Source organism: Streptomyces sp. DvalAA-43 (assembly GCF_900091725.1).
GTDB classification, from domain to species: Bacteria; Actinomycetota; Actinomycetes; order Streptomycetales; family Streptomycetaceae; genus Streptomyces; species Streptomyces pulveraceus.
This window is the reverse complement of the sequence record NZ_FMBW01000006.1, coordinates 1-25,189: the sequence shown is the minus strand read 5'-3', so window position 1 is coordinate 25,189 and position 25,189 is coordinate 1. Positions and strand designations below refer to the sequence as shown.

Genomic DNA, 25,189 nt, shown 5'->3' with positions numbered 1-25,189 from the left:
CAGGTGCTGCGTTGATCGCGGGAATTCACCCATACCGAACGGAGGTGGCCTGGATTCGGCAGGAGATCTCTCAGCAGCTCGTTCTCGGTCTGCAGGGTGACAAGGGCTACGTCGTCGTCCAGGTCGGGTACCCAGCGAGCCGGGGTCGTGTTCGAGCAAAGGCGACGGGTTGGGCGGAGGATGGTGGGCAGCTTCTGAAGCCACTATTCAACCGTTCGGGCGGGGGTAGAGGGTGCAATCCCGGTTCCGTGCTTCGGTGACACCTCCGGAACGGGCCACCAGCAAGTGCCCGGGACCAAGCGTCCGAGGGGTGACGGCTGGGGCCCGGGACAGCAGGTCTCCCCTACCGCACGGCAGGCCGGGATCGGTCTCCACCTCGGTTGTGCCGTGCGGGCCGAGCACGAGCAGAGGCCGACGACCGCAGTCCAGGACGCACACCGTACGCATGCCGGGATGTCAGCAGAAGCACCGAAACCGCCAGCCGCTGAAGATCACACTGCGCTCGCGTCCCGCCTCCCGTTCCGCCCGTCTCGTTCGGGCCGCCGCAGCCGCGAACCTCCTCACCGCCCAGGCCAAGCCCGACATCACCAGCGCCATGGAGATCAACACCCCCAGCGTGTCCTTCGGCTCCGGTTCCGGAGGCGTCGTCTCCCCCGTCGGACAGTGCGACGAAGACGACCCCAACCCCGCGGCGAGCTCAAGCTCCCCCACACCGCCAACGTCGACAAGCCCGTCGTCACCAACTGGGCCACCAATCGCGCCAAGGCGGTCCCCGTCATCGTCTGACAAGCCGGACTGAGGTAGTCGACGTCCCCTCCCACACCACAGCGACCGACAAAGGGGGCCGCCATGCTCGCCAGGACTGTGACAAGTACATCCCCGCCGGCCTGCGGCGCCGCCGAGACCTGCCCGGCCATCGGCCATAGGCCGTCGGCAGAGGAGCGGACAGCACTCGACTCAGCGTCGTCCAGCTCCCGGAAACGCGGACTACACGCACCTGGTCAACGATTCGCCACGCGGCCTGCTGGTGAGGAACCGCAGCAGGTGGTGTGTCCGTTGGAGACCCGCTTGGTCTGGGGTTCAGATGGCGGTGCGGCCGCCATCGACCGCGACGGTCGCGCCGGTGACATAGCCGGCCTTCGGCGAGGCGAGGAAAGCAACGACCTCCGCTACCTCGGCAGGCTCGGCCGCGCGCTTCATCGCTGTGGTTTCGGCGATTGCGTCGAACAGCTCGCGGGCCGCGCCCCGGGTGTAGACGGGCCCGGGGGCAACGGTGTTGAAGCGGACGCCACGGCCGCTGTACTCAGCCGTCCAGCTCTGCGTCAGTGATGCCAGCGCGGCCTTGGTCGCGCCGTACGCGGCAGCGTTGGCCAAGCCGAGACTGCCTGCCACACTGCCGATGTTGATCACGCTCCCCGCCCCCTTCGCCACCATCTCCGGGACGAACGCGGCGACGAGAAAGAACGCCGCGCGGACATTGCCGGCGAACATCGCGTCGTAGTCGGAGACCGTCATCTCCTCGGTCGGCGACCAGACGGCATGGCCGGCGTTGTTGACCAGGACGTCGATCTCGCCGGCCTCCGCGACGAGCCGGTCGATGCCGGCCTGGTCCTCCAGGTCTGCCGCAACGAATCGGGCGTGGCCGCCGGCTGTGGTGATCTCGTCGACGGTCTCGGCCCCACGCTGAGCGTTGCGGCCGGACACGACGACGGACATTCCATCGGCGGCCAGCCGCTTGGCCACCGCCCGACCGATGCCGGACGTGGCCCCGGTGACCAGGGCAGTGAGAGGGGGTGGGTCGAGGGTTGCGCGATCCGCGGACATGGGGATGCACCTTTCGGCTGGCCGGGGCAGCGCACGCCCGACAGGCGGGTGAACCATGATGCGCGGCTTCCTGAGTCCTACTCTCTCCACTGTTCCTGCCTCAGCAGGTTCCGGCACCTGCGGCTAGCCCGTTGGTCGTACGAGAAACCAAGCCGTGGCGTCTTCGATCCTCGTCAAGGACGGCGACCAGGCAGGCCGGGAACCCGGGTACTCCTCAAGACGAGATGTGATCGCGGCAGTCATCACCTGTGCGGCGATCGCGGCCGCGACCGTGCACATGGTGAGATCAGCCCTCAAGATCGATGGAGTCCCTGCGGTGCACCTCGCAATGACCATCGTGCCGTGGCGGGACAATCTCTTCGAGAGCATCGAGCTGCCCGGCGGAACGAGGTTCCAGTACCGGCAACTCGCCGACCGAATGAAGGCGGCCGAGGAACGCTCGGTACAGACCTGGCGCGCAGCGGACGACCCGTGTACACACCGCGCGGATCGCTCTCGTGACGAGGGGCGGCGAGGGCGCAGAGGCATCGGACACTTCTACGGAAAGGTCCGAGGGATCTGCCGGGACCGTTGAATATCTGACGACTTGACTCAGGCAGTCCTGGGCGACGAACGGCTCACGTCCAGCCAGTACGGGGGCTTCCACTCGATCGGGTCCGTTGTCGACAAGGTAGGCGCGGGCCGAATGAGATCGGAGCACGTCGAGGGATTGAATGCCTGCCTCGCGGGTCTACCTGTTGACAGCGACCGAGTCGACCTCCTCGGGCGACTGCCGGCCAGGATCCGGCGATCGGCGACGGTGTGGTGACCGGTGACGTCGGCTACCTGGGGACTGTGCTGGTCATCAGCCCGTTTCTGGCGCACCTACCGTGAGGACGATCGGGGCGCCGAGGCTGCCGGCACGAGTTCTGGACAGCAAGGGGAATCTTGCGGGGAGGCTCGCGGCCATGGCGATAGAAAGGGTGGGACCGTGTCTGAGGATGGGGACTGTTCATGGAACTCGGGGCATTCGGCATATGGAGCCTGGCCTTCACGCACGGGGATCGGCGCGAAGCCCAGGAAGCCGCGGGAGAACTTGAGGAGCTGGGGTACGGGACGCTCTGGCTCGGCGGGAGTCCGGGCGGTAATCCCAGCGGGGACCTGGTCCTTGCCGCTGAACTCCTGAGCGCTACAAGCCGAGTTGTCGTCGCGACCGGCTGCGTGTCCATCTGGGAACAGCCTGCGGACCGGCTTGCCGCTGCCTACCACGCGCTGCCCGAGCAACAGCGTGCCCGGCTCCTCGTGGGACTGGGCGTCAGCCACGCCGACTTCGTCGACCGGTACCACCGCCCTCGAACTGCGCTTGGCCGGTACCTGGACGCGCTGGATACCGCCAGCCCTCCGCTTCCGCCGTCCGCACGAATCATCGGTGCGCACGGACCTCGGATGAGCCGCCTGGGAGCCGACCGGTCTGTGGGTGTGCACCCTTATCTGGTGGATGAGGTACACACGTGGCGCGACCTCGCCACCGCATTGCTCTGAACCACACATCAACTGTGCCCTCAACCTCACGCGGGCCAACACTTCCGTGCCCGGGAAGGACACCAGGGAGTAGCCCGGAAACACATCGAATGCCTGGAACGCCTGGAAGTCGGGCGATGCCCTGCCGGGCCGTCAGAACAGCGCTGACGGGATCGTGGTCGACTTCCGGCGCTTCGACGGGCACGAAGGCAGCACTGGGGCTACCCGTTCCCATCCACCATCTGCACAACTCCGCAGCCGACAACCCCAACTGTCACGACCTACAAGCGAACTCAATCCGAGACGATCAGCTGGTCGCCGAGGATCCGCTCCCACAGCAGCCCGTCCCGCCAGCTCCCGTCGAGAAAGATCGAGGAGTGCGCAACGCCGTACGGGCTGAACCCGTTGCGGCGCAGCACCCGCTGCGACGGCAGATTCTCCAGATTGGTGGACGCCTCGGCGCGGTGCAGCCCGAGTTCGTCCCTCATCACCTGGAGTGCAAGCCCGACGGCGTGCCCGGCGTGCCCCTGGTTCTGGGCGACGCTGGCGATCCAGTATCCGACGGAACCGCGACGCAGATGCGGCTGCGGCAGGATGCCTCCGACGGTGACCTGCCCGATCACCTGGTCGTCGGCGAGCACCACGCCCGGCCAGACCGTGCCGCCCCGGAATCCGGCCAACAGGCTGTCGATCCGCTCCGCCTGCCCCTCCGGAGTGAAGAACTCCGCCGGCTGGGACGGTTCCCACGGCCGGAAAGCCTCGAAGTCCCGCAGCCGATGCGCGGCGATCGGGGCGGCGTCTGCGGGCTCGATCAGACGGATCCTGGTGCTGCTGCGCATGGGCTGATCCTCGTCACAATGCGTCGGATGAGACGGCGAGCCTATGCGAGGGTGCCCGCGCCGCCGCCCCTACGCCCGCAGGGCCGCCGAACAGACCTTCGCATGACTCCACCAGTTCAGACGGCTCCGGATCTCCCGGTCTCGCACACTTCCTGCTCGTCGCGCAAGGCACCGTCGTCGTCCCCGGCCCCCGCAGACTCGCCGTTCGCGTACAGCTTCGCCGACGTCCGCCAGGACCGCGCCGCAGACTTCGCCGCAGCCGGCTGCCGAATGCCCTGCCCCGCCCACTTCAGCCCGCCACAACCAAGTCCGGCATCGGGAAACACAGGTGCGGCGGGGCGTCGCAGTCCCCAGTCCGTATCCACCATAGTGACTGCTCACAACGTCGGCCTCGGCCAGATGGTCGGCGAGCTGAGCATGATTCAACTGGCGAGTGCGCCACAGGGCTGGTGGCCGGAGCTCGATGGTGTGGTCAGTAGGAGGCGACCCGGGGGAACGGAGTGGCCGTCGTCAAGGAGTACGCCACAGTGCACGGCCGTTTCCTGCCCTGAGGACCGCTGCGTGGGAGGGGCATCCCGTTGGGGTGTGAGCGAAGAACGTCCGAGCCACGGCCCAAAGGACGCTACGGGGTTTCACTCAGCTGGGCGCCACGGGCTGCTCGAGGAGTTCGTCCGGTCTGCCGAAGCCGCAGCGCCGGTACAGCGGGGCACTCCGCTCGGACGGCCACACGATCAGCGTGTCCAGGCGATGAGCTCGCGCATAGCTGGTCGCCTCGTCAAGGAGGGCCTGGCCCAGGCCGCGGTTGCGCTGTTCCGGGGTGACGTAGAAGTTCGTCACGTAACCGAGCTCATCGGAGCCCGGGGACGGGCTCGGGACCTTCTCCACGAGATATACGAACACGTGGCCACACGGCCTGCCGCCCACTTCCGCGAGCCAGACACGCCACGGCCCGGCCATCCGGGTACGCAGCCACCCCTCGCACTCAGCGATGAACTGCTCCTCGTCCTGCGAGACTTCGTCGCCGCCCTCCTCCATCTTGAACCGCCAGCGCATGGCTGCCAGCACAGGAGCGTCATCGCACTCGGCCCGACGGATAACAACGTCACTCATGGGTACACTCTCGCAGGCCGATCTGCCGGAGGGAATCCGCTTACGAGCATCCGGCGACCCCTTGGAATGGATCATCGAGGAGCCCGAGGCACTCGCAGGCCGGGCCACAAAGCTCGCCGTATCCGCGCACAAACAGTTGAGCGGCGATGTCTCAGCTGTTCGTCGTCCAATGAAGAGCGCCTGCACCCGCGCCGAAGCGCGGAAGGCCAGTCTTCCTGCCCCGCGACCGCCACCCCCGACAGTGCATGCGCAGCACGGCTGGGCCCACAGCGGTTCCGGAACGCAGCGGGACAGCATAGGGCGGACGCACGGGGCGGGGCCCTCCTGGTTCGCCCCCGTCCTGCTGTCATGGGGCGCGGGTCGGGGCGGGTGGGAACTCCGCGGGGGAAGAGGCCGGGCCGGGTACCTGCTGCTCCCTGCGGCAGATCGAGGCACGGACAGGTTCGTCCGGTACTGGACCAGGCCATTAGCCGATGTACTGGTAATCGGTCACCGCTGGCTCTGAAACACCGGAGCGGAGTCAGGGAATTCCGACCGCGACCATCGCGGCGTCGTCGCCGAGTCGTCCTCCTGTGTGGGCCAGGAGATCGGATCGCAGATGCGCGAGGAGCGTCTCGGGTGCCTGGCCGGCCCATCGGGGAAGGCGTTCAGCCAGCGGGTAGAACGTGCCCCGGGAGTCACGCGCCTCGGTCACGCCGTCAGTGTGCATAAGGAGGAGGTCACCCGGGAGAAGGGTGAAGGCGTCTACGTGGTGTTCGTACGCTCCGAGGCCCAGGCCGAGCGGTGGTGCGGGCTGCTCGGCGGTGAGGACATCGACATGACCGCCCCGCAAGAGGAGTGGCGGTGGATGGCCGCACTGCACCAGACGGATGGTGCGCATGTCATCCGGGATGTCGACGAGGACGGCGGTGATGAAGCTCTCCTGGGCGTGGGGGTCGTCGGAGGTGCCGGACAAGTGCCAGGTCACGCTGGTGTCCAGGCTGTTGGCGAGGTGCACCAGGTCGGCCTCCTGGTAGGCGATGCCGCGGAAGGCCCCGAGCAGTTGGGCAGCGTCGCCGACGGCGGGGAGGCCCTTGCCGCGGACGTCCCCGACGATCAGTCGGGTGCCGCTTGTGGTGCGTGTGGCGGCGTAGAGGTCACCGCCGATCTCCATTTCCTGCTCGGCTGCCATGTACAGCGTGGCAATGTGCAAGGGGCCCAGTTCCGGCGGAATCGGTTGCAGTACCAGCCGCTGGGCGATCTCGGCGATCTTCCGAACTTGGGTCAGTGTCTGAAGTTGTGCTTCGCGTACGTGGGAGAGATACACGGCGATGATGCTGACGAGCAGAACCGTTACGGCCTGGATGGACCAGTTCACCGCAGCAACGTCGTAGTGGAACAGGCCGATGACTGCTTCCCCCAGGAGGGATGCCGCGCCGATGAGGGCGGTGGGGCGGGGCCTCAGCATGGCGGCCGCCAAGGCCGGTGGCAGGGCCAGGAGGGGACTGGCAACGCGCACATATCCAGGTGTCACGATGCCGACCACCATGATCGCCACAACGGATAGCAGGACCAGTGCCACACGCCTGGCGGGCCCATGAGGCCTATGTGATAGCAGCGTCGTCATGCGTTGGTGATACACCCGGTGGAGTTCCCCGCCTACGAGGCACGCCCTTCGAGGGCACCGGATACGCGCACGAAATCGTCGTGCTGCACCACCTGGGCCACTGCACCATTCACTGTTCCTGAAGACGCCGGGTTTCGTTGTCCGTACGCGGCGCGGCACGGCTGGAGCGCGTACGGGAAGCGACAGACGGGACCGCGGCGTTCCGTATTCGATGTATTCGATCGCATGACGACGGGCGCGGAGTCACCCGGCGTCGACGTCCAATCTCTTTCTCCCCCTCCCTCACCGCCTCCGTACTACCGAAGATGCCAAGTGCCGCCGAATGATCAAGCTGTCAGAGTCAGGGTCACGCCCCGCGCCGACGGTCGCCCACGAGCCCGGTCTCGTAGGCGACGATCACGAGCTGGGCGTGGTCGGGTGCCTGCAGTTTGGCGTGGAGGCGGCCGATGTGGGTCTTGACCGTGGCCAGGCTCAGGTGGAGGTGTTCTGTGATCTCTGTATTGGACAGGCCACGGGCTATCAGGCCGAGCACCTCCAGTTCGCGGTTGGTGATGGCATCCAGCGACCGGCTCGGCGGTCGCGTCGGCTCCGGGCGGCGGGCGAACTCCGCGATCAGGCGTCGGGTCACCGAGGGAGCGAGCAGTGCGTCGCCCGCAGCGACGACGCCGATGGCGGTGAGGACCTCGGCCGGTGAGGTGTCCTTCAGCAGGAAGCCCGCGGCGCCGGCTCGGCGGGCAGCCGTACCGACACGGCGAAGCCGCCCTCCTGCCGGGGCCCCGCCTCAAAGCTGCCTTCGTACATCATCGCCCGCTCTCTTATCCCCAGGAGGCCGTGTCCGCCCGGCAGTTGATGGTTGGCCGATGGGCGTCCGGGCGGTGGTCCCTCATCCTCGACGTCGATGCGGATCTCGTGCGTGTCCGCTTTGACCGTGACCCGGCAGCGGGTCGGGGCGGCGTGCCGGACAGCGTTGGTGAGGGCCTCCTGAACGATTCGGTAGATGGTCACTTGCGTCCCCTCGGGCAGGCCCTGCGTGCCGCTCGTCGTCACATCGACGTCCACCCCTGCATGGTTCGCCTCGGCGGCGAGCGAACCGAGGCGGTCGAGGCCCGGTACGGAGCCGAGAGGTGTGCCTTCGGTGCGCAGCACGCCGAGCGTGTACCGCATCTCGGCCAGTGCGGAACGGCTTGTCTCCTCGATGACCTTGAGCGCGTCCCGCGCCTCCTGTGGGTCGGCCTCCGCCATATGCCCGGCGACACCTGCCTTGACGGCGATCAGGCTGAGGTTGTGCGAGACGATGTCGTGCAGCTCGCGGGCGATCCGTAGGCGCTCCTCGTCCAGCGCGCGCTCAGCTCGGCGCCGTTCTTCCCGCCCTGCCTCGACCCGCCGACTGCGCACGACGAACCCCGCGCCCCAAGCCCCTCCGGTCACCACCAGCACCAGCGCGGCCACTCCTGCGGCACCCTCGCTGTTCTCGGCGGGAGTGACCACCACCTGGCAGAGGTAGACAGCGCCGCACACCACCGGCAGCGTCACCATGAACGCGAGCACGGACCGTCGGGCGGGCTCGGCCGGCCCGACGACGTATGCCGCCAGGCCGGCGGGGATGTACGGTTCGCGAGGGATGTCGAGGAACCACGTCGCGATCAAAGCGGCAAGCACGATCCCCAGGATCGGGAGAGGCCAACGGCGGCGTACGGTGATGGGCAGGCCGACCGCGGCAGCGATCAGAAACCCGATCCAGGGCGGACCTGTGTAGGCGGGCTGGCCGTCGTCGGCGGGCAACCTGGCGAAGCCAACGTAGACGGCGGTCAGAGCCAGGGCTACGCCGAGGTCGAGGGCGTAGAGATGACGCTGCCCCTTGAGCTTCATGGTCCGACCGTGCCTGTACGGGTGCACTCAGCCTGCCTGTCCGAGCAACACCATCAGCCCGAGCGTCGCCAGGGTCAAGGGCACCCAGCGCAGTACCGCCTTGCGGCCGGGACGGGGCCCTTCACGCAGCAGCGCCAGGCCCAACGGCGTTGCCGGTCGGCGCGGAGCCGTTCCAGCGTTGCGTCCTGCCCGCGCATCGCGGTGCTGATCCAGTGGTTACTGGCGCGCGCGGCTGGTCTTCGTAGCAGCTCGGTTGGTCAGTCACATAGACCCGCGGCGGCCTCGGGAACCGCCTCTCACACGGCCACCTCGGATCCGTCCGATCATCTCGACGGGCAGGCCCCGCAAGCCCCAGGCCAGGCGGGTGACGTCGTAGCCGACGCCGGTCACGATGCCGATGTCCTGATCCATGGTCTGCCACTGACCCGCTGCGATGAACCGTTTGACGACGCCACCGAGTTGGGCGGCGGTGACAGCAGTGGCAGCGTCGGCCGTACCCGGGCCGAACCGTGTCGTGGGTCCGCGTCCAGGATCTGGTGCCCATCTCCAACTACCACGGACGAGTACGGCCGGACCGGGATGAACTGCGAGGCAGTCCTCACGCTAGAATCCCGTTGCTCCCCATGGCCCGCATCCGACCCTTCAAAGACAGTAGTGCGGCCGGGCTGCTGTCTCCCGGGCTCGGGCGGCGCGGGTCAACGAGACCACGCCACCAATTGGGGTCAAGGTCCGCCGGGTCACGGCTCTGTCGCAGCCGTCGGCGGCCACGAGCAGGTGTGCAGCGATTGCGGGAAGCGCCGTCCCGGCTGACCGGTGGCGCGCACCGGCGCCGTGCGGCCCGGCGTGTCAGGGCCTCTGTGAGGAAGAAGCGATGCGCGTTCACAAGCGGCTCACCTTCACCGCCCTGGCCGTCGCCGTGACTCTCTCGCTCACAGCCTGCAACAACAGTGATGACACGGGACAGGGCCGCCCGTCGGCAGTGTCCCGTGCATCTGCGTCGGGCGAAGGTTCGGGCTCGGACGGTTCAAAGCAGGGCGGCGCGAAGGACTCTGCCGCAAGGAGTTCCGGCGGACGGGCCGCGTCCACCAGGTCGATGGACAGACTCGAACCCGGCGGCGCCCTCACCGCCCACAATTTCCGCCTGCAGATGGACGCCCGTCGAGTACCTTCAGGAAGTCTCCGGCCTCGGGGATCACGAGGTGACCCTGGTACGGGGCGCGACCCACAGTTCCGCGGTCGACCGCTGGGTCGACGACGCGACTGCGGGACGCGAAGGACGTTTCAAGGACGTCACCATCGAGGTCTTCGACTACCAGGACAATGCCGTCAAACAGTACCAACTCAGAGGCGCATTCGTAGAACGCATCGCATACTCCAACGCCCCAGGCGCGGACGCACTCACCGTCAAGTTCTTCACCCTGGTCCTCAGCTAAGGGCTGTCCCGTAATCCCTGGTGGATCAGCGTGTGGCGTCGGACGCGGTGCATCGCAAGGCGGAGGGACGCCCGAATACTGGATGTATTCGGGCGTTCCGACAACGCGGCGAGGTGCCGTGGCCGTCGTCGCACGCCCACCAGGGATTACGGGACAGCCCTTAGCCCGGCAACGGGCGAGGCAATCCAGTGTGGTGGCCGACGGGTGTCCCGAGGTCGTCCAAATGGATGGAAAATTGCTGCGGGACGAAGAAGTAGTCGCGGAGCTCAAGTTGTTCACAGAAGTATCCGAACGTCTCGAGGATGCGATTCTCGGGTGCATAGTGGCGGTCGCATGTACGGCCGTACTCGTCCAGCGCGTTCAAGACGGCGCCTGCTCTGTCGGCACGAAGGGTGCCGGGCGGCGCTGACCTCCACAGGTGGCCTTGGTCCGCAAGAGGACGGTGGCGAATGTGGACTCGATCGGATTCGTGGTGCGCAGGTGGAGTCGGTGCTCGGCGGGAAAGCCATAGCAGGCCAGGGCGCCGTCCCCGACCGCGAGCCCCGGGGCGCGCATGGCCCGGCGGGCGCACTCCCGCATCAGGTCCGCCCTGAACTCAGCGGACTCGCGGTAGCCGTCCTTCAGTGCGACCAGTTCCTTGGGACCGTCCACGCGCACGCCAGGCTTTGAGGTGCATGCCGTCTGCCCGCACGTACACGTATACGTGGTCGACCTCCGCGAGCTCGCGATCCGCGAGGGCAGCGTGGTCGTCCTGCCACTGCGTCGGCAAGCGGGTGTCGGTCGCAGGTGAAGGCCCGGCTGGGCTGGCGGCGTCGGCGCCCACGAGGCGCTGGCCCCTCACGCCGCTATCGTGTCCTGCGGCTTCAGGATGAGGTGTCCCCGATGAAGTCGATCAGGTCCTGGTTGAGTTGCTCGGCGTGGGTGATAAAGATGCCGTGTCCCGCCCGGGGGTATTCCTTGTACACGTTGCCCGGCACCAACTCCGCCATCCGTCGCCCGCAGAGGTGGACGGGAGCAGAGGCATCGGCGTCGCCGTGGATGATCAGAGTCGGCACCCGGAGCGCAGCGGACTCCTCGCGCAGATCGGTACAGGCGCCTATCTTGACCACCTCGACAGCGGCCTTGGCCGAGCAGTCCAGGCACCTCTGCACCATCCACTCCATCAGCTCGGAGGAGACCTTGTTCCCGAGATGTGTCGCAAAGAACGCCTGCGTGTTCTGGGCCATCCACCTCGGACGGTCGCTTGTCCGGTTCGCCAACCCGGCTTCGAGAGCGCTCTGTTCGATCCCCTCCGGGTTGTCCGGCGTTCTGATGGCCAATGGCGCGGTGACCGCGATCAGCACGATCCGGCTCACCCGGTCGTAGCCGTGGCGGGACAGGTAACGAATCGCCTCTCCACCGCCCATCGAGTGCGTCACCAGGGTCACGTCGCGGAGATCGAGGTGGTCGAGCAGAGCCGCGAGGTCGTCGGCGAGGGTCTCGTAGTCGTACCCACGACCGACCCAGTCCGAGCGGCCGTGCCCCCGCTTGTCATAGGCGACACAACGCAGGCCCTTCTCGGACAGCGGGAGCATCTGGAACTCCCATGAGCTGCTGCTGAGCCAGGCTCCGGTCACGAACACCACCGGCTTTCCCTGACCCCAGTCGGTGTAGAACAGGCTTGTTCCATCGGCGCCTTCGAAGTACGGCATGGCAGGTCCTTCCTGGACGTTGTCACTGCCTGTTCGACGACTCTCGCCCAACAGAGATCACCGCGTCGACTACCCCGGAGGTAATGGTCAGAGCGAGCGATCGACTCCACCGAGGCCCGGCTGCTGGTACGCATTGATTGGTTCAGTTCGCCTGCTTGTATTCGACAGGGTTGAACCGGCCGTCCTGTCTCTGCCCGCTCAGAACCAGAACCAGGTCGTGTGTCCCGGGATTGCCACCGCCCAACACGACGTCACCCGCTTCGTCGAAGATCTCATTGAAACGAAGTCGGCAAAGCTCATGGTCGCTAGTGCCGCGTCAGGGAAACTCCATCGGCCTTGTGATCCCCGGTGTCGACTACTTCGCGACCCACAAGCACTCCGAGGAGTGGGCCCCCGACGGGCGCACTGCCCTCATGACCTTCTGGCGCCGGCCGCTGCATGCCATGACCGACGCCTTCACCGCGGCGGACTTCCGGATCAACGTCATCAGCGAACCCTTCCCCGCACCGGGCGCCCGCGAACTTTCCCCGATATCTTCGTGGACAAGCCGTCGGGGGGCCTTCGTGTGCTTCCTGTTCTTCGTCGTGCAGGCTGACTGATGACGTATCAGGCCACATTGACCTGGGCGACGACGGCTCGGGGACGACGGTCGTCGGTATGGCGGTTCCCCGGATCAGGTAGCGGCGGCGGATCATGCGGCCCCGCTCTTGATGACTGGCGTGTTCGGTGCCGTCCAGGGCGGAGTAGCGCAAGGCAGTGAACTGGGCCTCGATGCGGTTGAGCCAGGAGGAATTGGTCAGGGTGTAGGTGGTCCCTACGTTGCGGGCCGCCGTCCAGGTGCCGACCCGCTGAAACCGTTTCGTGGTCAAATACGAAAAAAAGTTGTCGTACACGATCGCGATACGGGTTCCGGGCGGGTAGAGAGTGCACAGGTAGCGGCAGAACTTCAGGAACTGGACCCGCTTCCCGGTGGCTTTGATGTGGCCGTAGAGCCTGTGGTGCTTGAGGTCCAGGGCCGCGAACAGGTGGCGGATGCCCCCGTAGCGGTTGCAGGTCGCCCGGCGCCGACGCCTGGGCTCACGGTCGGGGTCCTTGCGCCTGCCGCCACGCTCGGCCCATTGCCGAAGCGAGTGCGTGAGCGGGTGCCACGACGGCCAGTGCTCCCCGCGATGACTCGGTGCGTGATGTTCGTACCAGGCGTGACAGCGGCGGCGAGCAAGAAGTCACGGACCCGGATGCAAGCGAGCGTGCTCACTGCAGCATGCCTTCCGGGGCTCGCAGTCGGCGGTCCGCCCGGCATCTCGGGCAGTTGGAAAGCGCCGTCGCCCGGCTCCGCGTGAAAACCACGAGATCCGGAAGCACAGAGCCTCGACGATGACAGCGGTTTGCCCACCGGTCTGGGCAGTAAAGGGCAATCCTGCGGACCGTGAATATTCACGAGAAATAGCGCCCAGTCCACGGAACCGCACGCCACTCGTCGGAGGGCGCGGCCTCCAGGCCACCGTCATAAGAAACCGGTCCGCTTGCAGCACGAGCTGCTTTCACTCCCCGAGTAGGAGGATCCGCTCGATCTCGCCCGGTGCGTCGCCGAGAACGTCATGGCTGCCGTCCAATACATGGGTGCGCCATTCAGGGTCTTTGGAAAGGCTCTGATGCAGCTCGGCAAACGGAGTGCCAGCCCATCCGGACAGGAACACGTAGTCCCGTGCCCCGATCCGGTCCAGGCCTTCCCCACTGAGGGTGAGGCGCTGGAGGAAGGCCGCGAGGGGGTGCGCCGTCGCGCGCGGGTCGAGGCCGGGCGGCGGCTGGACCGAGAAGCCGTCCGCCGCGGCGCCGTAGACGAACAGTCGCCGGAACGCCTCCGTGGTGAGCTCCCAGCAGGACTCGCCGTCCTACGGGACGTAGGCGTCGCTGTAGACCAGTCGGCGCACCGCGCCGGGAGCGGCACGGTCGGCGACGCCGGTGATCACCATGCCGGCGTAGCTGTGCCCGACGAGAACGGCGTCGGTGACCCGCCCGGATGCCGGCACGGCAGGAACGTCCTGAATATGGGTATCCAGGTTGACCGCCGAACCGCTGAGATGCGCGTGCTCGCCGATGCCGGAGAGCGTAACAGGCAAGGCCAGGTGCCCGGCACTCCTGAGCCGGTCCGCCAAGCCGGAGTAGTACCAGCCACCGTGCCAGCCGCCGGGGACCAGAACGAAGGACGCCATATCTGCCCCTTTCCCGTCGTCAAAGCCCGTCACTCGAATCTCCGCGAGAGACGATGGAGATCGGTTGCGCCGACACTGTGCATCCTCGGCTTCCTGGCCGGAGAAGCCGTTGCACACTTGCGAGTTGCAGGCACAGATTCCAGGACTTTCCGGCCACATCCGGCCGCTGAGCGGCAGCGCACTCTACCCAGCACCCGAACCAGCTGCGTCTTGCCAACTGTGTTGAGCGGCACCAGGAGCCGGGCCGGGACGGAACGCCTCCACCGGGGGCATACGCTCACAGCCGCCGGGTACACAGAGCTGCCGCGGCGCTCGGAAGGTCTCCTTTCCCGCCTTGCAATCTCTACGACATCCGGTCCAGTTCCCGAACCGAGCTGCGGACCTCCGGCCCCGGCCTGACGAATCGCCACCCACCCTGCGGACCAGGGCAATCGCTCTCAAGAAGGTGAACGCCGCCTTGCCCTGGACCGGCCCGAGAGACCGACCGCAGAGTCGACTCCGGCACGGTGCCTCCGTAAGGGCCTCCCGCACCGCTTGTTGATCTCCCGGAAGGCGCCCGCCCAAGATTCCCGACAGCGCCAGGCGCCGCGGCCGCGGTCCGACGGTCTCTGCCGCTGCCCCGTCCCTGACGGGTGCGGTGCGTGCGTGTGACGTACGTCAAGGGGTTCTCACAATGTGGTTGAGCATCGGCCGTGAGCTCCCCAGCCATCACGCCCGCACCGCCTGGACCAGGCGGTGGTGGTCCGCCCCCTGGACGGACCTACCGAACTGGCACCTACGGTCGGCGGATCGATGCGGGCTGATGGACGTTTCGGGCCGTGTAGAAGGATGGCTGAAGTCGGCCGGTCAGCGTCAGGAAGGCGACGAACGCGCCCGTGACGATCCAGCCGGGCCAGCCGGCCATGCTCATGTGCAGGGGATCCAGTGCTGCCTTGGAATCGGCGAACTCCGTGACCATCTCGACACTCACCGAACTCACGAACGCGTGGCCGATGACGGCTGGTACGACCGAGCCGGAGCGCAGCCGCAGCCATGTGAAGACTGGCAGGATGAGGAGGCAACTCACCAGCATGGCGGGCACCGACACATACCAGGGCCGACCTGGGTACTGGCCGCCCATCAGCAGCGTGGGCAGGTGCCACAGGGCGAAGGCCGCACCGGTGACTGCGTACGCCCGTATCAGGCTCCGGCGGTCACCGTCCCGTGCGAGGCGCGGAAAGAGGTAGCCCTGCCAGCCCAATTCCTCGCCGAAGAACAGCGGAAGCGACACCAGCATGTTCAGCACCGCTGCGGCTGCCCATGTACCGAGCCCGTGCCAGTGCACTCCATCGAACGGGTAGCGTCCGGCGAAAGTGCTGATGACCAGAGCAGCCGTGGTGAGGCCGGCAGGGACGACGAAGGCCATCAGGCATGCCCGCGCAGCGCGCCCCCAGGGCTTCGTCCACCGCAGGGCGAGCGTGTCCCTCACCCGGCCGCTGCGCTCGACACAGCGAACGACGAGGATTGCCGCGAGGGCAGGTGCCAACATCGCGGCCGCGATGCATACCTGCTCCAGTACACCGGTCTCCTCACGTGCGTCGCCACGCCGGTAACCACTGACCAGGAGCGGTGACATGGCCGCCCACATGCCGATGTAGGCGACAACGAGAAAGATGAACAGGCCACGTCGTCGGTTGACGGGCGGCATGTGGCTGCTTGAGAACGTCATGAAGTGGAACCTACGGATCAGCGCGACGGCGAGGAATCCAGCCAGGTCGCGTATTGGCAGGGGAGCTGGCTCCACTTCCTCCATGGAGCTCTCTCCACCCATCGGAGAGCGAAGGCGGTCGGCGGTTGACTTACGAGGTCCGTCAGGAACAGCAGAGTGTGCAGAAAGTGGGCGGCACGAGCGGGCTGATACGAAGCCTGGTGAGAGCCCGCCAGTTCTTGACCACGTCGTCATCGTGCACGCGTACCGGGACGATGCAGACGGCGGCGAACGTGGATCAGTAGCGATGCATGCGGGAGTGAGCCCGGACAAGGGATGCGCACCGAGTATGGAACTTGGCAGGCCTTCATCGACATGGACCGCGACAGGGTGCGGATGGGCGGGATGCCGCGGACGAGTGATCCGAGTCCCCGTCTGAGGTGGGTGTCTGCGGCGAGTAATGGTCAGGGCCTGTGAATCGCTGAAGTCATTCTCCGATGGTTCGCTGCCATCGAACCTCACCGCCGTGCCATTCACGGGTGGGTGTGAGCCCGATGGCCATGGCGACGACGGCGGATGCCCGATGTTCGGGGTGGATGTGAGCGATCACAGTGCGCACCGACTTCTGGCTGAGCCAGTCGACGACTCCTCGGGCTGCTTCGGTCGCGATGCCTCTACTCTGCCAGGGGGTTTCCACCACCCAGGCCGATCTCGACGGTAGAGCTGTGCTCGGCGAGGCTTACCGTGGCTTGGACGGTGCCTGTCGGGCAGGGCATGTCACGGAGCTGGATCACCCAGTCCAGCCAGGAGACGGCCGGGACGGGAGAGCCTGCGGTCATGCGCTGGCGGCGCGAACGCAAGGTTTGCGGAGTGTCCGCAGTGCCGCCGATCAAGGTGTGCAGGGCCGGATCGGACAGCACTGCCGCCATCTCCTCGGCTTACTCGGCACGCAGCAGCAGGTCCAGCCGGCTGGTGCTGATGCCCTGGGCCTGGAGAGTACTCATGCTGTGACCTTCTCGGGGTGTTCTGCGAGTCAGCCGCCTTCGAATCGGGCACCGGCGTGGACGAGGGCTACGAGGTGGGGTGCGTTCACGGACCGCCACCACTGCTGGACGGGCCCCACGGATTTGGAGACGGGTGGCCGGGGCTGTGGTGCGCGAGCCGGCGCCGCAGGTGATCTTGGTCTGAAGCCGGACCGTGGCGAACGTGGACTCGATCGCGTTCGTGGCAGGCGGGTGGACCCAGTGTTCGACGGGAACGCTGCAGAATGCCAGCCGCTCGGCCTCACCATCGGTGCTCTTCTATCAACTCCATATCGAGAGGCCCAGATTCACCGTTCCGACAGCGGAGAACGAAAACGATGCGGCTCGCTTACGGCTCCTCAGGGTTCTCAGGGTTCTCAGGGTTCTCAACGAATGGTTGTGACTGACGGATTCACGTCGATTTCAGGCTGTTGGTACGGGCGCGACGCAGGCGTCCGCAATAGCCTGAGTGTCCCATTAGGACGGACGCACCTCGGTGATCTGGCCATCCTTGACCGTGATCGTTTGCAGGATCGGGAAGCTGAGTTCACGGCCGGTCACACGAGCGCGGGCACGGACTCGCGTAAGCACAACTGCAGTCTCACCGGTGGCAAGGAATTTCTGCTCCATCATGTCGAACGTATCCCAGACCTGCCCCATCGCGAGGAAGAACTGCACCATTCCTCCGTGCCCACGGCATGTCCCTCCATATGGCAGAGCATTCGCCTGATGCAGCTCGACATCGGGGGCGAAGAAGGGGGCAAGCAAGTTGAACGAGCCCTCACCGGGGCCTCCGGCCGCCAGATACTCCGCCTCAGCCGCATACATGCCGGTGAGGACTGTCACTGAGTCCGTAGTGGATGACAGCGTCATGCTGCCAGCATGATCACCAAAAGCGCATCTTGCTGGCAGAAATCAGACATCGTTGTGCGACACGGCCAGCGCTTTCGCAACACCCTTCAGCCGTGCGTCGAGGCGCTGTAGACGTACAGGGCAATCACACCGGTGACACAGGCAAGGATCACCCATGAACCGAAACTGGTGTGCTTCCCACTTCCTTTGGGCCGCGCGGCCATTTTGGAGCGTCTGGACCGCCGGGGCGCTGCCTGCGGTGCGACCAGCGCCGCATCGGCCGCCGCCTCGGCGAGCAGGCGGCGGCAGGCCGCGGCGAGCATGCCTGTGCCGGCGGACAGGGGCACCACGGCCTCCGAACGCGCCGGAGCGGTAGTGCCACCGTCCAGGATGCGCCCAGCGCGTACGAGGACCTCGTCCCGGCCGCCCGCCGGAGCGAGGCTGATCCACCGCCGTACGTGATCGCCCCGGATGACCACACCGCCGGACCGCTCCCGGTACACGGTGTGTTCCCGCCACAGGATCTCCGCCAACTCCTGGGCAGTGTCTCTCAGATGTGCGCTCACGACCCCTCCCCCTCCGCCTCACAGCGAATCGAACAAGCATCGCACTCTAGCGGTAGACGCAGAGGCGGCCTGCAGTCCCCCCTGCAACCGCGCCCACCAGGCACGGATTCAGCCCAGGACCCGGACCAGACCCCGAGCTCTGCTGGAAGCACACAACGGCGCGAAGAGGTACGACTGCGGGTGCGAGTACCGGAATGGCGAGTGGGCGGCTCCTGTAGCCGATCCTTGTGGGCCGGAGCCGGACCACGCCCCCCGAGCGGCACAGACCAGGATGGCGAACGCCCGACCTGAAGCGTGTTACAGAAGGTTGCTGGACGGGTTGCTGGACGGGCATTTCTTCGAAGTGCCGAGGCATCGTCCAGTACTGCTACTGCCTGCTGACCGGCGACGGCTTTCGACTCGCCCGCCTGCAAGGGGTCGTGGAGACCTCGATGCTGACAAGGCCGGCCAACAAACACCGCTCGTCGGATTCGGAGATGGCCCGCAAGAACGTGGCCAGTATCGAGACACCGCACGGACCACATAAGTGCTTCGCAGCCCACGTCGAACGCACCGGCAGGAAGCCACTGCTCGGCACGGCCACCTGTTGCCCTCTCTCCCCCATCGCGGTATGGGACGGGTATGCCGATGGGACCTGGACCAAGGATCAGAGATCTACCGTCCGAATCGAGAATCAGATCATTCAGCGGCGCGAAGCCGGCCTGCTACGTCGAGACCAGCTGGCAGCCTTGACCGAGGCCCGGAGAAATGCGCCTCAAAGAATCCGACCCGGGATCGTGCCCGGCCTGGGACGCAGGATGGCAACGGTGCTCCCAACTCATCCGGGCCCGCTCCAGGGCGGCGGGACCTTGCCCATGTCCACCGGTCAGATGGCCATGCAGGACGAAGGCTCGGACTATGGGTGCGCGCACAGCAGCACAGGCGGGAACAGCCCCCGCCCGCCCAAGCAGTGACTCCCGACAGGCCGGGAGGCTGTCAGAGCGGTGATGGTGCTGTCGGCCCATGGTGGTAGATCTAGGTACATGGCTCGACAACGCCCGCAAGCCAGCCGACAGACTCAGGGCGGATCTCCGGGCCGAACTCGACGAGCTCGGCATGTGATGGTAGGAGGCAGGGTGGCACGCGGGCGGTGATCGTTTACCGGGCGACCAGTTCGCCGAGCGAAGGCTTACTGACGTCGGCCGCAGGTCGCGCGAGATGCAGTGCGGTGTGAAAATGGCCCGCCGACTCCTTGCCGTCCGGGTCCTCTCCGTGGGCGGTCACCGCGTCGATGGCGTACTGCTGCTCAGCAGCGCTGGTGAAGCGGCGTTGGACGAAGGTGCGCCCGGTGTACGTCTCGGTGGTCAGGCCATGACCGGCCAGATACTCGGCAATGGGCGCGTAGGAGCCGGTACGCAGGACGAAGGCGGCGACCCACGGCAGTGTGCGGGCGCTGTCCAGGAGTGGCTGGAATGTGGCCCGGGTCAGGAAGCTGGCACCACCCGTGACGGTGATGAGTCGGATGCCCCGGGCCACCTCCAGCAGGTCTCGGCTCGGCGGGGCGGTCTCCAGATTCTCGGCGAACCCGGCGTCGAGCAAACCGACCGCTCGTGCGTACGCGATGGCGTTGGGCGCGGCATCGAGGCCGACCACCGGGACGGCATCCCGTCTGCGGCACGCGCGGAAGAAACCCCGGTCATGCTCGGCCAGTTCCTCCGAAGTCATGGCCACCGCCCGCGGCGACGTGTAATGGGCGTACAAGTCGTCCAAAGTCAGCTCGTGGTTGAGCAGGGCTGCGTTGATGCCGTACGAACAGCACAGGTCCAGCACCACTTCCCCCGGGGACCGCAGCCGGAGTGCGGCCAGGCGGCGGAAAACGCGCTGGGCGTGATGCGGTGTCCGGTAGCCGAACGCCCCGAGTTCGCGGAAGAAGGCGCGCGGATCGGCCTGGTCGTAGATGTCGTCGAACGGAGTCATCGTGCGCTGCGCGGGCTCTCCCGCGTCGTCTTCCCGTACCTCGGCCATCACAAGCTCCGTTCTGCCGGCCAGGCCGCCGTCCGTGGTCGCCACAGCCTCCCGCACAGGACGGGCCAGGGAAACAGGCCGCTGACGGATCCGGCCATGACCAGCCGAACGGCGGTGGGTAGACCTTTGGCCGTTCTGCGGTCACGCTCTTGGTGTCTTCGCCCAGCGCTCGGACGGTGACCGGCCTTGGTCGCGACGCGACTTGGGTCCCGGTTCCATACCCGTAACGCCTAGAGGGCGTTATGAGAGCAATTGATAGCCGCTTGCCCTGCAGGACGCTCTTCAGCGGTCACTCCTACAGTGCTGTCCGGCGCAGCGATGAACGATACTCGTCCCGTGGGCTGGTTCGAGCAGGCCCAAACGGCGGAACATCTCCGGGACTGGGATGTGGCGATCGCGCTCGTGAGTGCCCACGCCGAGTGCTACTCCAACGATCCCGATATACACGACGACCAACTGTGGCACATGGCTCTGCTTGCCCGTGCGGAACGAATTTCGGAACTCACGCAACGCGCTCTCACAGATATCCACGCACGCCGGAGACTCAACAGGTCGCTTCGCAAGCAGGGTATGGAGGGAGCGCTGCGTAGCCGCGCCGAAGACAGTGACCGTGGTGCCCCGTACATCCTTGTGCGACTGCTGTGCGAGACAAGTCGGATGCAAGAGGCCCAGCGAGTAGTCCAAGACACTGGACCGGATGACCAGTACGCACACCAGATCGTGGCCGGGGGTTGCTGGTCGTAGGTGTCCGGCTATGGCTACCGGGAGAAGGTTGCCGGTGTCGGCCTCGGTGAGGAGTCCGAGTTTGACCAGGCATTTCAGTTCGGCACGGGTGCCTTCGATGTTCTACGCCAGTGGCTCACAGCCGAGGGATCCGCAGACGTCGCGGGCCCGAAGAGGGCCGGTGGCGTTGTCGCACACGGCGAGGATGCGGGGGGGTAGTCCCGGTGCTGGGGCAGGTCCGCTGTGGCCAACTGGGTGGGGATCCGGTCGACGAAGACGGTGCCGGTGACGGTCTTCCAGATGATCGCCAGGTGCTCAAGGTGGGGGTTCCACCCTCTCGCAGCCATGTCTAGAGTTCGACGATCTGGGTGCGGAGGTCATTGGCGACGGCCCCGGGCGGCGCGTCTGCCTGAATGCTGAGCGCGTCGAGTAGGGACTGAATATTCACGCATTCACCGGTAGCGTCTCACGCCAGGCGGGGCAGCGCCGGACGTCCTCCGAGTCGTGACGGAGGCCATCGCTCAGTAAACACGGGAGACCGAGGAAGCCCGCCGCTGCTCGTAGTCGCGGGCCAGACGCCGGTGCAGTATCAGGATTCCGAAGGTCTGTGCGACTCTCCACAACTTCGGCTGCGGCACGAACCCTCCGTCCTGCGGACTCCGTTCGACGACCTCGACCTCGATGCCCCTGTCGGCGCCACGGACGACCGCCTTGGTCATTGAAGCCCTGGTCGACCAACGCCCTGCGTACGGCCCCGTCGGCGTGCTCGCGGACCTGGTCGAGCAGGACGATGCTCGCCTCACAGCAGAGAAGCTCACGGATGACCTGGTCGGTCCCGTCGCCCTGCCACGCCGCGAAATACTAGTGCGTCGCGCACTTCTGTGGCAGATCGCGCGGGAGATGGTCCCACTGGCAGCCCATCTCGCCCTGGTAGAGGATCGCGTTCACGACCTCCGGCATCGCATACTTCCTCTGGTGACCAGTGACCGAACGATGCTGTTCTTCAAGGCCGTGATCACCGACTCGATCAACGACCACTGCTCGTCCCACAAGTCACTCAGGTATGGCTCACGTCCGCTCACCTGACCACATCAAAAGATCACCGCGGACGGACCGGCGCACTCTGCCCGCACCCACACCATCAGGAGACAGCAGGATCACTCAAAGACTCGCAAACCGCCCACTTGAACTGCAACACCCCACCCAGTGCAGGAGAAATACTTGGCCCGCGGCCCTTCACAGCACGCTTTAGGCTCTTCCTTGATTCAAACGAGAAGGGGCGGGAGCGTGGCGATTTGGGGACTGGTCATCGAGACGACCGTGGGTGTCGGGGAGCGCAAGCACGCGGAAGCGTACGTATTGGCGCATGTGGAGGGCGCTCGCGAAGAGGCTCTGGTTGAGCTGGAGCGGCGTGCCCGGGAACATACGCCGGAGCACCCTAGAAGCCCGAAGCGCCGTCGGCTCTTCCGGGAAAGCGATGGCTTCCTTCTGGTGATCGACGGCGCCTGGCAGTCCTTCAGCACTCGGTTCACAGTGGCGGAACTGATGGAAGACAGCGCCGCGCCTATCCCGCCGTCGGCGGAGGCGGCCCCACCGGAGGCCGAACCGGATCCGGCAGATGCAGTGCCCCCTCTGCCCTCGACGCCGCCAGTGGAACGCTATGCGGACGGAGTGCCGGTACGCCCGACCTGGTGGGGCCGCACCGACCTTCCATGACGGCTGATGCACCTCTCCGATGTCGGCCTCCACCATTCCTCGCACGCTCAAGTCTGCCGCGTCGTCTCGCGCTCCGCCGAAGTCGGGATGGCGGAGATCAGAAAGGGTCTCCGGATACCCGTCCGCAGTGGCGGGCTCGGCGCGCCACTCACATCCGCGAGGGCAAGGAGCGGCAGGAGGCTCACGCAGAGGCCTCGGCGGCACCTGAGCCGTCCCAGCCCACAGACATCATCTCCTCACCTGCGACGTCCGCACCGCACCACAACGACTGCCACGACAGTCTCCGGCCTCGGCCTGTCCGTCACCGGGGGCGCAGACAGCCCGAGCCGCCCAGCGGTGGTGACCACGACGGGCTATTGGACCGACCTGTAGTCGTCGACAGCGCCAACGGTCTGCCGACCAGTACTCCCCCGGGGCGCCGGCTTCCCCTGGCATGGGCGCAAGTACATGGGTACCGCCGCCGCCCAACCCAGCAGCCGGGAGCGGACAACGCTGGGAGGGAATCCCCAGTCGAGCGTCCGCCTGTGCTGCTCGTGGCGTAGCCCACGGGCCGCAGCTGCACGCGGCGCGAGCTGGTGACGTCAGGCCCGCTGCGTGAGCAGGTCATCAAGTTCGGCCGCGAAGAGCAGAGCGGGGTCGAATCCCATTCCCGTGAAGTGACCGGCGAGCTCCAGGGACAGGACGCCGTGCAGCCGGGTCCAGAAGGTCAGGGCCCGGCGGAGGGCCGCGGGCGTGGCGGGGTGGCCGTCGGCCCAGTCCCGGTGTTCTTGCAGGTGGGCGCGGAACGGTGTCGCAGGGCTGTCCGAGGCAAGGGCAGCACAGGCGTCGAGCAGGGTGGCCATGATCTGGGATGAGATCCTGGTGGTGTCCTCGGGGGCGTGGTAGCCGGGCGCGGGGGTGCCGTAGATGAGGAAGTAGCGCTGGGGGTCCTCCAGGGCCCAGTCGCGCAGTGCGTGTGCCAGCCCCGTCACGTCGGCGCCGGCCACGAAGGCCACGCGGAAGGTGTCGGCGAGACTCTGGTAAGCATCCCGGATGAGCTCGGTGATCAGCTCGTCGCGGCTGGCGAAGTAACGGTAGAGCGCAGGGCCGCTCACGCCCATCTGTTTGGCAACCGCGTTGAGGGAGAGCGCGGGCACTCCTGCCGCGGCGATCTGTTTCCAGGCGTGTTCCTTGATCTCCGCGCGGACCTGGGCACGGTATCGCTCCCGCGGGCTCTTCGGATCCGGTTCTCCCATGGCCCGCCGCCTCCCTTGTTCCCTTTGCTGCATGCTCAAGGTTTCGCTAGAAGCTATCACGCAAGCTCTTGACCCTCCATCACATCTCTAGTTATAACTTCTAACGAACACGCGCCCTTCTAGCACCCTTGGGGCGCACCGAACTGCCGTCCCGCTCTCCGCCCCGTACGACGACAGAACTCCGCCCGACAGCCGGGGCACTCAACAGACAGCTCCCGCCCGGCAACCGACAAGGGGAACACCATGCCCGGCATCCGCACCGTACTGTTCACCGTCCCGATCGCCCTCGCCGTCCTCGGTACCGCTACCGAACCCGCCGGAGCCACCCACCGCCACCCCGGCACGTCGCTCACCTGCCGCGGGGAAGGTGTCGACCCCGACGCGCGTGTTCGTCACAGGACCGAGATCGTGATCCACGCACCCTTGCGTACCGTCTGGAAACTGCAGACGGACGTGGCGCGCTGGCCGTCCTGGCAGGCCTCCGTCAAGACTGCGGAACGTCTCGACCACGGCCGCTTCCGAAAGGGCTCGGCGTTCCGGTGGATGACCCCGATACCCCCCAACCCCGCGACTCCGGCGACCGAACTGGAGATCACCTCGAGCGTGAAGCAGCTCAGGCCCAACTCCTGCATCCGCTGGACCGGACCTGCAATCGGAGAGGGGCTGCGCATCGACGGTGTCCACGTATGGAACTTCACCGCGATCAAAGGAGGCGTCCGCGTGAGCACCGAGGAAACCCACACTGGTGCCCAGGTCGACGCGGATGTGCCCACCGCGACGGAGATCCTCCGCCAGGGCCTAGAAACCTGGCTGCGCGAACTGAAGACCACCGCCGAGGCACGTACCGACGACCGGCGCAACTGAGCGGGTGAAGAACTACAGGCCTCCCGGGCCCGCGCCCCGGGAGGCCTGCCGGGCTCCACTTCGGTACAAGGAAGTCCTCGACCCCCGAGGGGGGTTCACCCGGCCACTCTGCGACGAAGAACTCCAGAACACCTACCACACCTTCATGGCCCGCCTCACCTGCCCGATACTCCGCACGAACCGGGCCAACCGACCTCGAAGCCGACGGGAAGAGAGGTGTGCGCGTGCTACCGCCCCGTTCTCCCAGCGCCTGCTGGTCGGACTTCCTTGACCGACTGTCGATCCACGCCCAATTTCCCCAACTCCCGCAGCACTGTGCCGCTGCACGCCGGAAAGGACCGCTGTCAGCCGCGCTGGCTTCTGACGATCGACGAAGTCGAACAAGACCACCTGCCGAACGTTGCAGCTGACGGTGGCGGTGACACCGCCCCCTAG

At 66.6% G+C, this 25,189-nt stretch carries 24 protein-coding genes and 4 pseudogenes; 7 read left to right on the top strand and 21 right to left on the bottom strand.

Going from position 1 to position 25,189, the window contains the following annotated elements:
• Positions 1-207: 207 nt before the first annotated feature.
• Positions 208-447 carry a SpoIIE family protein phosphatase gene (locus GA0115234_RS44210; RefSeq protein WP_093538974.1) on the bottom strand — a complete coding sequence of 80 codons (240 nt, stop codon included), beginning with the start codon at positions 445-447 and terminating at the stop codon, positions 208-210.
• 112 nt (positions 448-559) lie between these two features.
• On the opposite strand from GA0115234_RS44210, the pseudogene GA0115234_RS43035 reads away from it, so the two are divergent.
• A pseudogene (locus GA0115234_RS43035) lies at positions 560-786 on the top strand (hypothetical protein); the annotation flags it as partial.
• A 294-nt stretch (positions 787-1,080) separates the two neighbouring features.
• On the opposite strand, the gene GA0115234_RS01420 reads toward GA0115234_RS43035, so the two are convergent.
• Positions 1,081-1,824 carry an SDR family NAD(P)-dependent oxidoreductase gene (locus GA0115234_RS01420; RefSeq protein WP_093538972.1) on the bottom strand — a complete coding sequence of 248 codons (744 nt, stop codon included), beginning with the start codon at positions 1,822-1,824 and terminating at the stop codon, positions 1,081-1,083.
• A gap of 226 nt (positions 1,825-2,050) precedes the next feature.
• Here GA0115234_RS01420 and GA0115234_RS01415 point away from each other — a divergent pair, with 226 nt between their 5' ends.
• Positions 2,051-2,398: a hypothetical protein gene (locus GA0115234_RS01415; RefSeq protein WP_093538971.1), complete on the top strand. Its 348-nt coding sequence runs from the start codon at positions 2,051-2,053 to the stop codon at positions 2,396-2,398.
• Between the two features lie 419 nt (positions 2,399-2,817).
• Positions 2,818-3,345 (top strand): LLM class flavin-dependent oxidoreductase, encoded by a 528-nt coding sequence (locus GA0115234_RS01410; protein ID WP_093538970.1) that lies wholly within the window; start codon positions 2,818-2,820, stop codon positions 3,343-3,345.
• A 272-nt stretch (positions 3,346-3,617) separates the two neighbouring features.
• On the opposite strand, the gene GA0115234_RS01405 is transcribed toward GA0115234_RS01410, so the two are convergent.
• The 6 genes and pseudogenes from GA0115234_RS01405 to GA0115234_RS44205 all read right to left on the bottom strand — a co-directional run bounded on the left by GA0115234_RS01405 (position 3,618) and on the right by GA0115234_RS44205 (position 9,183).
• A complete protein-coding gene (locus GA0115234_RS01405; RefSeq protein ID WP_093538969.1) occupies positions 3,618-4,163 on the bottom strand; it encodes a GNAT family N-acetyltransferase in 546 nt (181 codons plus the stop codon).
• Between the two features lie 636 nt (positions 4,164-4,799).
• Positions 4,800-5,273: a GNAT family N-acetyltransferase gene (locus GA0115234_RS01400; protein WP_237540998.1), complete on the bottom strand. Its 474-nt coding sequence runs from the start codon at positions 5,271-5,273 to the stop codon at positions 4,800-4,802.
• Positions 5,274-5,793: 520 nt separating this feature from the next.
• The gene (locus GA0115234_RS01395; RefSeq protein WP_161275535.1) at positions 5,794-6,834 is read right to left on the bottom strand and encodes a PP2C family protein-serine/threonine phosphatase; all 1,041 of its coding nucleotides are present in this window, start codon (positions 6,832-6,834) and stop codon (positions 5,794-5,796) included.
• A gap of 391 nt (positions 6,835-7,225) precedes the next feature.
• Positions 7,226-7,618, bottom strand: a pseudogene (locus GA0115234_RS01390) (response regulator transcription factor); the annotation flags it as partial.
• A complete protein-coding gene (locus tag GA0115234_RS01385) occupies positions 7,582-8,748 on the bottom strand; it encodes a sensor histidine kinase (protein ID WP_093539039.1) in 1,167 nt (388 codons plus the stop codon). The gene GA0115234_RS01385 and the pseudogene GA0115234_RS01390, both read right to left, overlap by 37 nt.
• A gap of 261 nt (positions 8,749-9,009) precedes the next feature.
• Positions 9,010-9,183: a hypothetical protein gene (locus GA0115234_RS44205; RefSeq protein ID WP_370803751.1), complete on the bottom strand. Its 174-nt coding sequence runs from the start codon at positions 9,181-9,183 to the stop codon at positions 9,010-9,012.
• A gap of 764 nt (positions 9,184-9,947) precedes the next feature.
• Here GA0115234_RS44205 and GA0115234_RS42120 point away from each other — a divergent pair.
• On the top strand, positions 9,948-10,181 hold the full coding sequence (locus tag GA0115234_RS42120; RefSeq protein ID WP_161275534.1) for a hypothetical protein: 234 nt from the start codon (positions 9,948-9,950) through the stop codon (positions 10,179-10,181).
• Positions 10,182-10,574: 393 nt separating this feature from the next.
• On the opposite strand, the pseudogene GA0115234_RS41745 reads toward GA0115234_RS42120, so the two are convergent.
• Together GA0115234_RS41745 and GA0115234_RS01370 are read right to left on the bottom strand one after the other, a co-directional pair.
• A pseudogene (locus GA0115234_RS41745) lies at positions 10,575-10,986 on the bottom strand (IS256 family transposase); the annotation flags it as partial.
• 58 nt (positions 10,987-11,044) lie between these two features.
• The gene (locus tag GA0115234_RS01370; RefSeq protein ID WP_093538965.1) at positions 11,045-11,872 is read right to left on the bottom strand and encodes an alpha/beta fold hydrolase; all 828 of its coding nucleotides are present in this window, start codon (positions 11,870-11,872) and stop codon (positions 11,045-11,047) included.
• Positions 11,873-12,210: 338 nt separating this feature from the next.
• On the opposite strand from GA0115234_RS01370, the gene GA0115234_RS01365 reads away from it, so the two are divergent.
• Entirely contained in the window at positions 12,211-12,471 is a 261-nt protein-coding gene (locus tag GA0115234_RS01365) for a hypothetical protein (RefSeq protein ID WP_176729038.1), read from the top strand.
• A gap of 7 nt (positions 12,472-12,478) precedes the next feature.
• Here GA0115234_RS01365 and GA0115234_RS44200 read toward each other — a convergent pair.
• From GA0115234_RS44200 to GA0115234_RS43015, 10 genes and pseudogenes are all read right to left on the bottom strand, one after another.
• Positions 12,479-13,011: pseudogene (locus GA0115234_RS44200) on the bottom strand (IS630 family transposase); the annotation flags it as partial.
• A gap of 753 nt (positions 13,012-13,764) precedes the next feature.
• Positions 13,765-14,118, bottom strand: coding sequence for an alpha/beta fold hydrolase (locus GA0115234_RS43030; RefSeq protein WP_256088530.1), 354 nt, complete (start codon positions 14,116-14,118; stop codon positions 13,765-13,767).
• Positions 14,119-14,860: 742 nt separating this feature from the next.
• Positions 14,861-15,877, bottom strand: coding sequence for a CPBP family intramembrane glutamic endopeptidase (locus GA0115234_RS01350; protein WP_237540996.1), 1,017 nt, complete (start codon positions 15,875-15,877; stop codon positions 14,861-14,863).
• A gap of 382 nt (positions 15,878-16,259) precedes the next feature.
• The gene (locus tag GA0115234_RS44195; RefSeq protein WP_343335923.1) at positions 16,260-16,469 is read right to left on the bottom strand and encodes a GNAT family N-acetyltransferase; all 210 of its coding nucleotides are present in this window, start codon (positions 16,467-16,469) and stop codon (positions 16,260-16,262) included.
• Entirely contained in the window at positions 16,447-16,701 is a 255-nt protein-coding gene (locus GA0115234_RS44190) for a hypothetical protein (RefSeq protein ID WP_343335919.1), read from the bottom strand. The genes GA0115234_RS44195 and GA0115234_RS44190 overlap by 23 nt, the downstream gene beginning before the upstream one ends.
• 570 nt (positions 16,702-17,271) lie before the next feature.
• The gene (locus GA0115234_RS01340; protein ID WP_161275533.1) at positions 17,272-17,667 is read right to left on the bottom strand and encodes a nuclear transport factor 2 family protein; all 396 of its coding nucleotides are present in this window, start codon (positions 17,665-17,667) and stop codon (positions 17,272-17,274) included.
• An 86-nt stretch (positions 17,668-17,753) separates the two neighbouring features.
• Positions 17,754-18,212: a hypothetical protein gene (locus GA0115234_RS01335; RefSeq protein WP_256088529.1), complete on the bottom strand. Its 459-nt coding sequence runs from the start codon at positions 18,210-18,212 to the stop codon at positions 17,754-17,756.
• 1,137 nt (positions 18,213-19,349) lie between these two features.
• The gene (locus GA0115234_RS01325) at positions 19,350-20,216 is read right to left on the bottom strand and encodes a hypothetical protein (RefSeq protein ID WP_093539035.1); all 867 of its coding nucleotides are present in this window, start codon (positions 20,214-20,216) and stop codon (positions 19,350-19,352) included.
• A gap of 1,244 nt (positions 20,217-21,460) precedes the next feature.
• Positions 21,461-21,658: a hypothetical protein gene (locus tag GA0115234_RS43020; RefSeq protein ID WP_237540995.1), complete on the bottom strand. Its 198-nt coding sequence runs from the start codon at positions 21,656-21,658 to the stop codon at positions 21,461-21,463.
• A 142-nt stretch (positions 21,659-21,800) separates the two neighbouring features.
• Entirely contained in the window at positions 21,801-21,899 is a 99-nt protein-coding gene (locus GA0115234_RS43015; protein WP_237540994.1) for a hypothetical protein, read from the bottom strand.
• Between the two features lie 327 nt (positions 21,900-22,226).
• On the opposite strand from GA0115234_RS43015, the gene GA0115234_RS01305 reads away from it, so the two are divergent.
• Positions 22,227-22,655, top strand: coding sequence for a hypothetical protein (locus tag GA0115234_RS01305; protein ID WP_161275532.1), 429 nt, complete (start codon positions 22,227-22,229; stop codon positions 22,653-22,655).
• Positions 22,656-23,236: 581 nt separating this feature from the next.
• On the opposite strand, the gene GA0115234_RS01300 is transcribed toward GA0115234_RS01305, so the two are convergent.
• Positions 23,237-23,890 (bottom strand): TetR/AcrR family transcriptional regulator, encoded by a 654-nt coding sequence (locus GA0115234_RS01300; protein ID WP_093538964.1) that lies wholly within the window; start codon positions 23,888-23,890, stop codon positions 23,237-23,239.
• A 243-nt stretch (positions 23,891-24,133) separates the two neighbouring features.
• Here GA0115234_RS01300 and GA0115234_RS01295 point away from each other — a divergent pair, with 243 nt between their 5' ends.
• Complete coding sequence (locus tag GA0115234_RS01295; RefSeq protein WP_093538963.1) at positions 24,134-24,754, top strand: SRPBCC family protein; 621 nt, start codon at positions 24,134-24,136, stop codon at positions 24,752-24,754.
• Positions 24,755-25,189 lie beyond the last annotated feature (435 nt).

Coding starts and splice junctions, on each gene's coding strand:
- GA0115234_RS01405 (WP_093538969.1), bottom strand. CDS start 4,163: ATGCGCAGCAGCACCAGGATCCGTCTGATCGAGCCCGCAGACGCCGCC.
- GA0115234_RS01370 (WP_093538965.1), bottom strand. CDS start 11,872: ATGCCGTACTTCGAAGGCGCCGATGGAACAAGCCTGTTCTACACCGAC.
- GA0115234_RS01300 (WP_093538964.1), bottom strand. CDS start 23,890: ATGGGAGAACCGGATCCGAAGAGCCCGCGGGAGCGATACCGTGCCCAG.
- GA0115234_RS01325 (WP_093539035.1), bottom strand. CDS start 20,216: ATGGCCGAGGTACGGGAAGACGACGCGGGAGAGCCCGCGCAGCGCACG.
- GA0115234_RS01295 (WP_093538963.1), top strand. CDS start 24,134: ATGCCCGGCATCCGCACCGTACTGTTCACCGTCCCGATCGCCCTCGCC.
- GA0115234_RS43020 (WP_237540995.1), bottom strand. CDS start 21,658: ATGACCAAGGCGGTCGTCCGTGGCGCCGACAGGGGCATCGAGGTCGAG.
- GA0115234_RS43015 (WP_237540994.1), bottom strand. CDS start 21,899: ATGCCGGAGGTCGTGAACGCGATCCTCTACCAGGGCGAGATGGGCTGC.
- GA0115234_RS44210 (WP_093538974.1), bottom strand. CDS start 447: ATGCGTACGGTGTGCGTCCTGGACTGCGGTCGTCGGCCTCTGCTCGTG.
- GA0115234_RS01340 (WP_161275533.1), bottom strand. CDS start 17,667: ATGACGCTGTCATCCACTACGGACTCAGTGACAGTCCTCACCGGCATG.
- GA0115234_RS01410 (WP_093538970.1), top strand. CDS start 2,818: ATGGAACTCGGGGCATTCGGCATATGGAGCCTGGCCTTCACGCACGGG.
- GA0115234_RS44190 (WP_343335919.1), bottom strand. CDS start 16,701: ATGGCGGCAGTGCTGTCCGATCCGGCCCTGCACACCTTGATCGGCGGC.
- GA0115234_RS01400 (WP_237540998.1), bottom strand. CDS start 5,273: ATGAGTGACGTTGTTATCCGTCGGGCCGAGTGCGATGACGCTCCTGTG.
- GA0115234_RS01350 (WP_237540996.1), bottom strand. CDS start 15,877: ATGGAGGAAGTGGAGCCAGCTCCCCTGCCAATACGCGACCTGGCTGGA.
- GA0115234_RS01385 (WP_093539039.1), bottom strand. CDS start 8,748: ATGAAGCTCAAGGGGCAGCGTCATCTCTACGCCCTCGACCTCGGCGTA.
- GA0115234_RS01420 (WP_093538972.1), bottom strand. CDS start 1,824: ATGTCCGCGGATCGCGCAACCCTCGACCCACCCCCTCTCACTGCCCTG.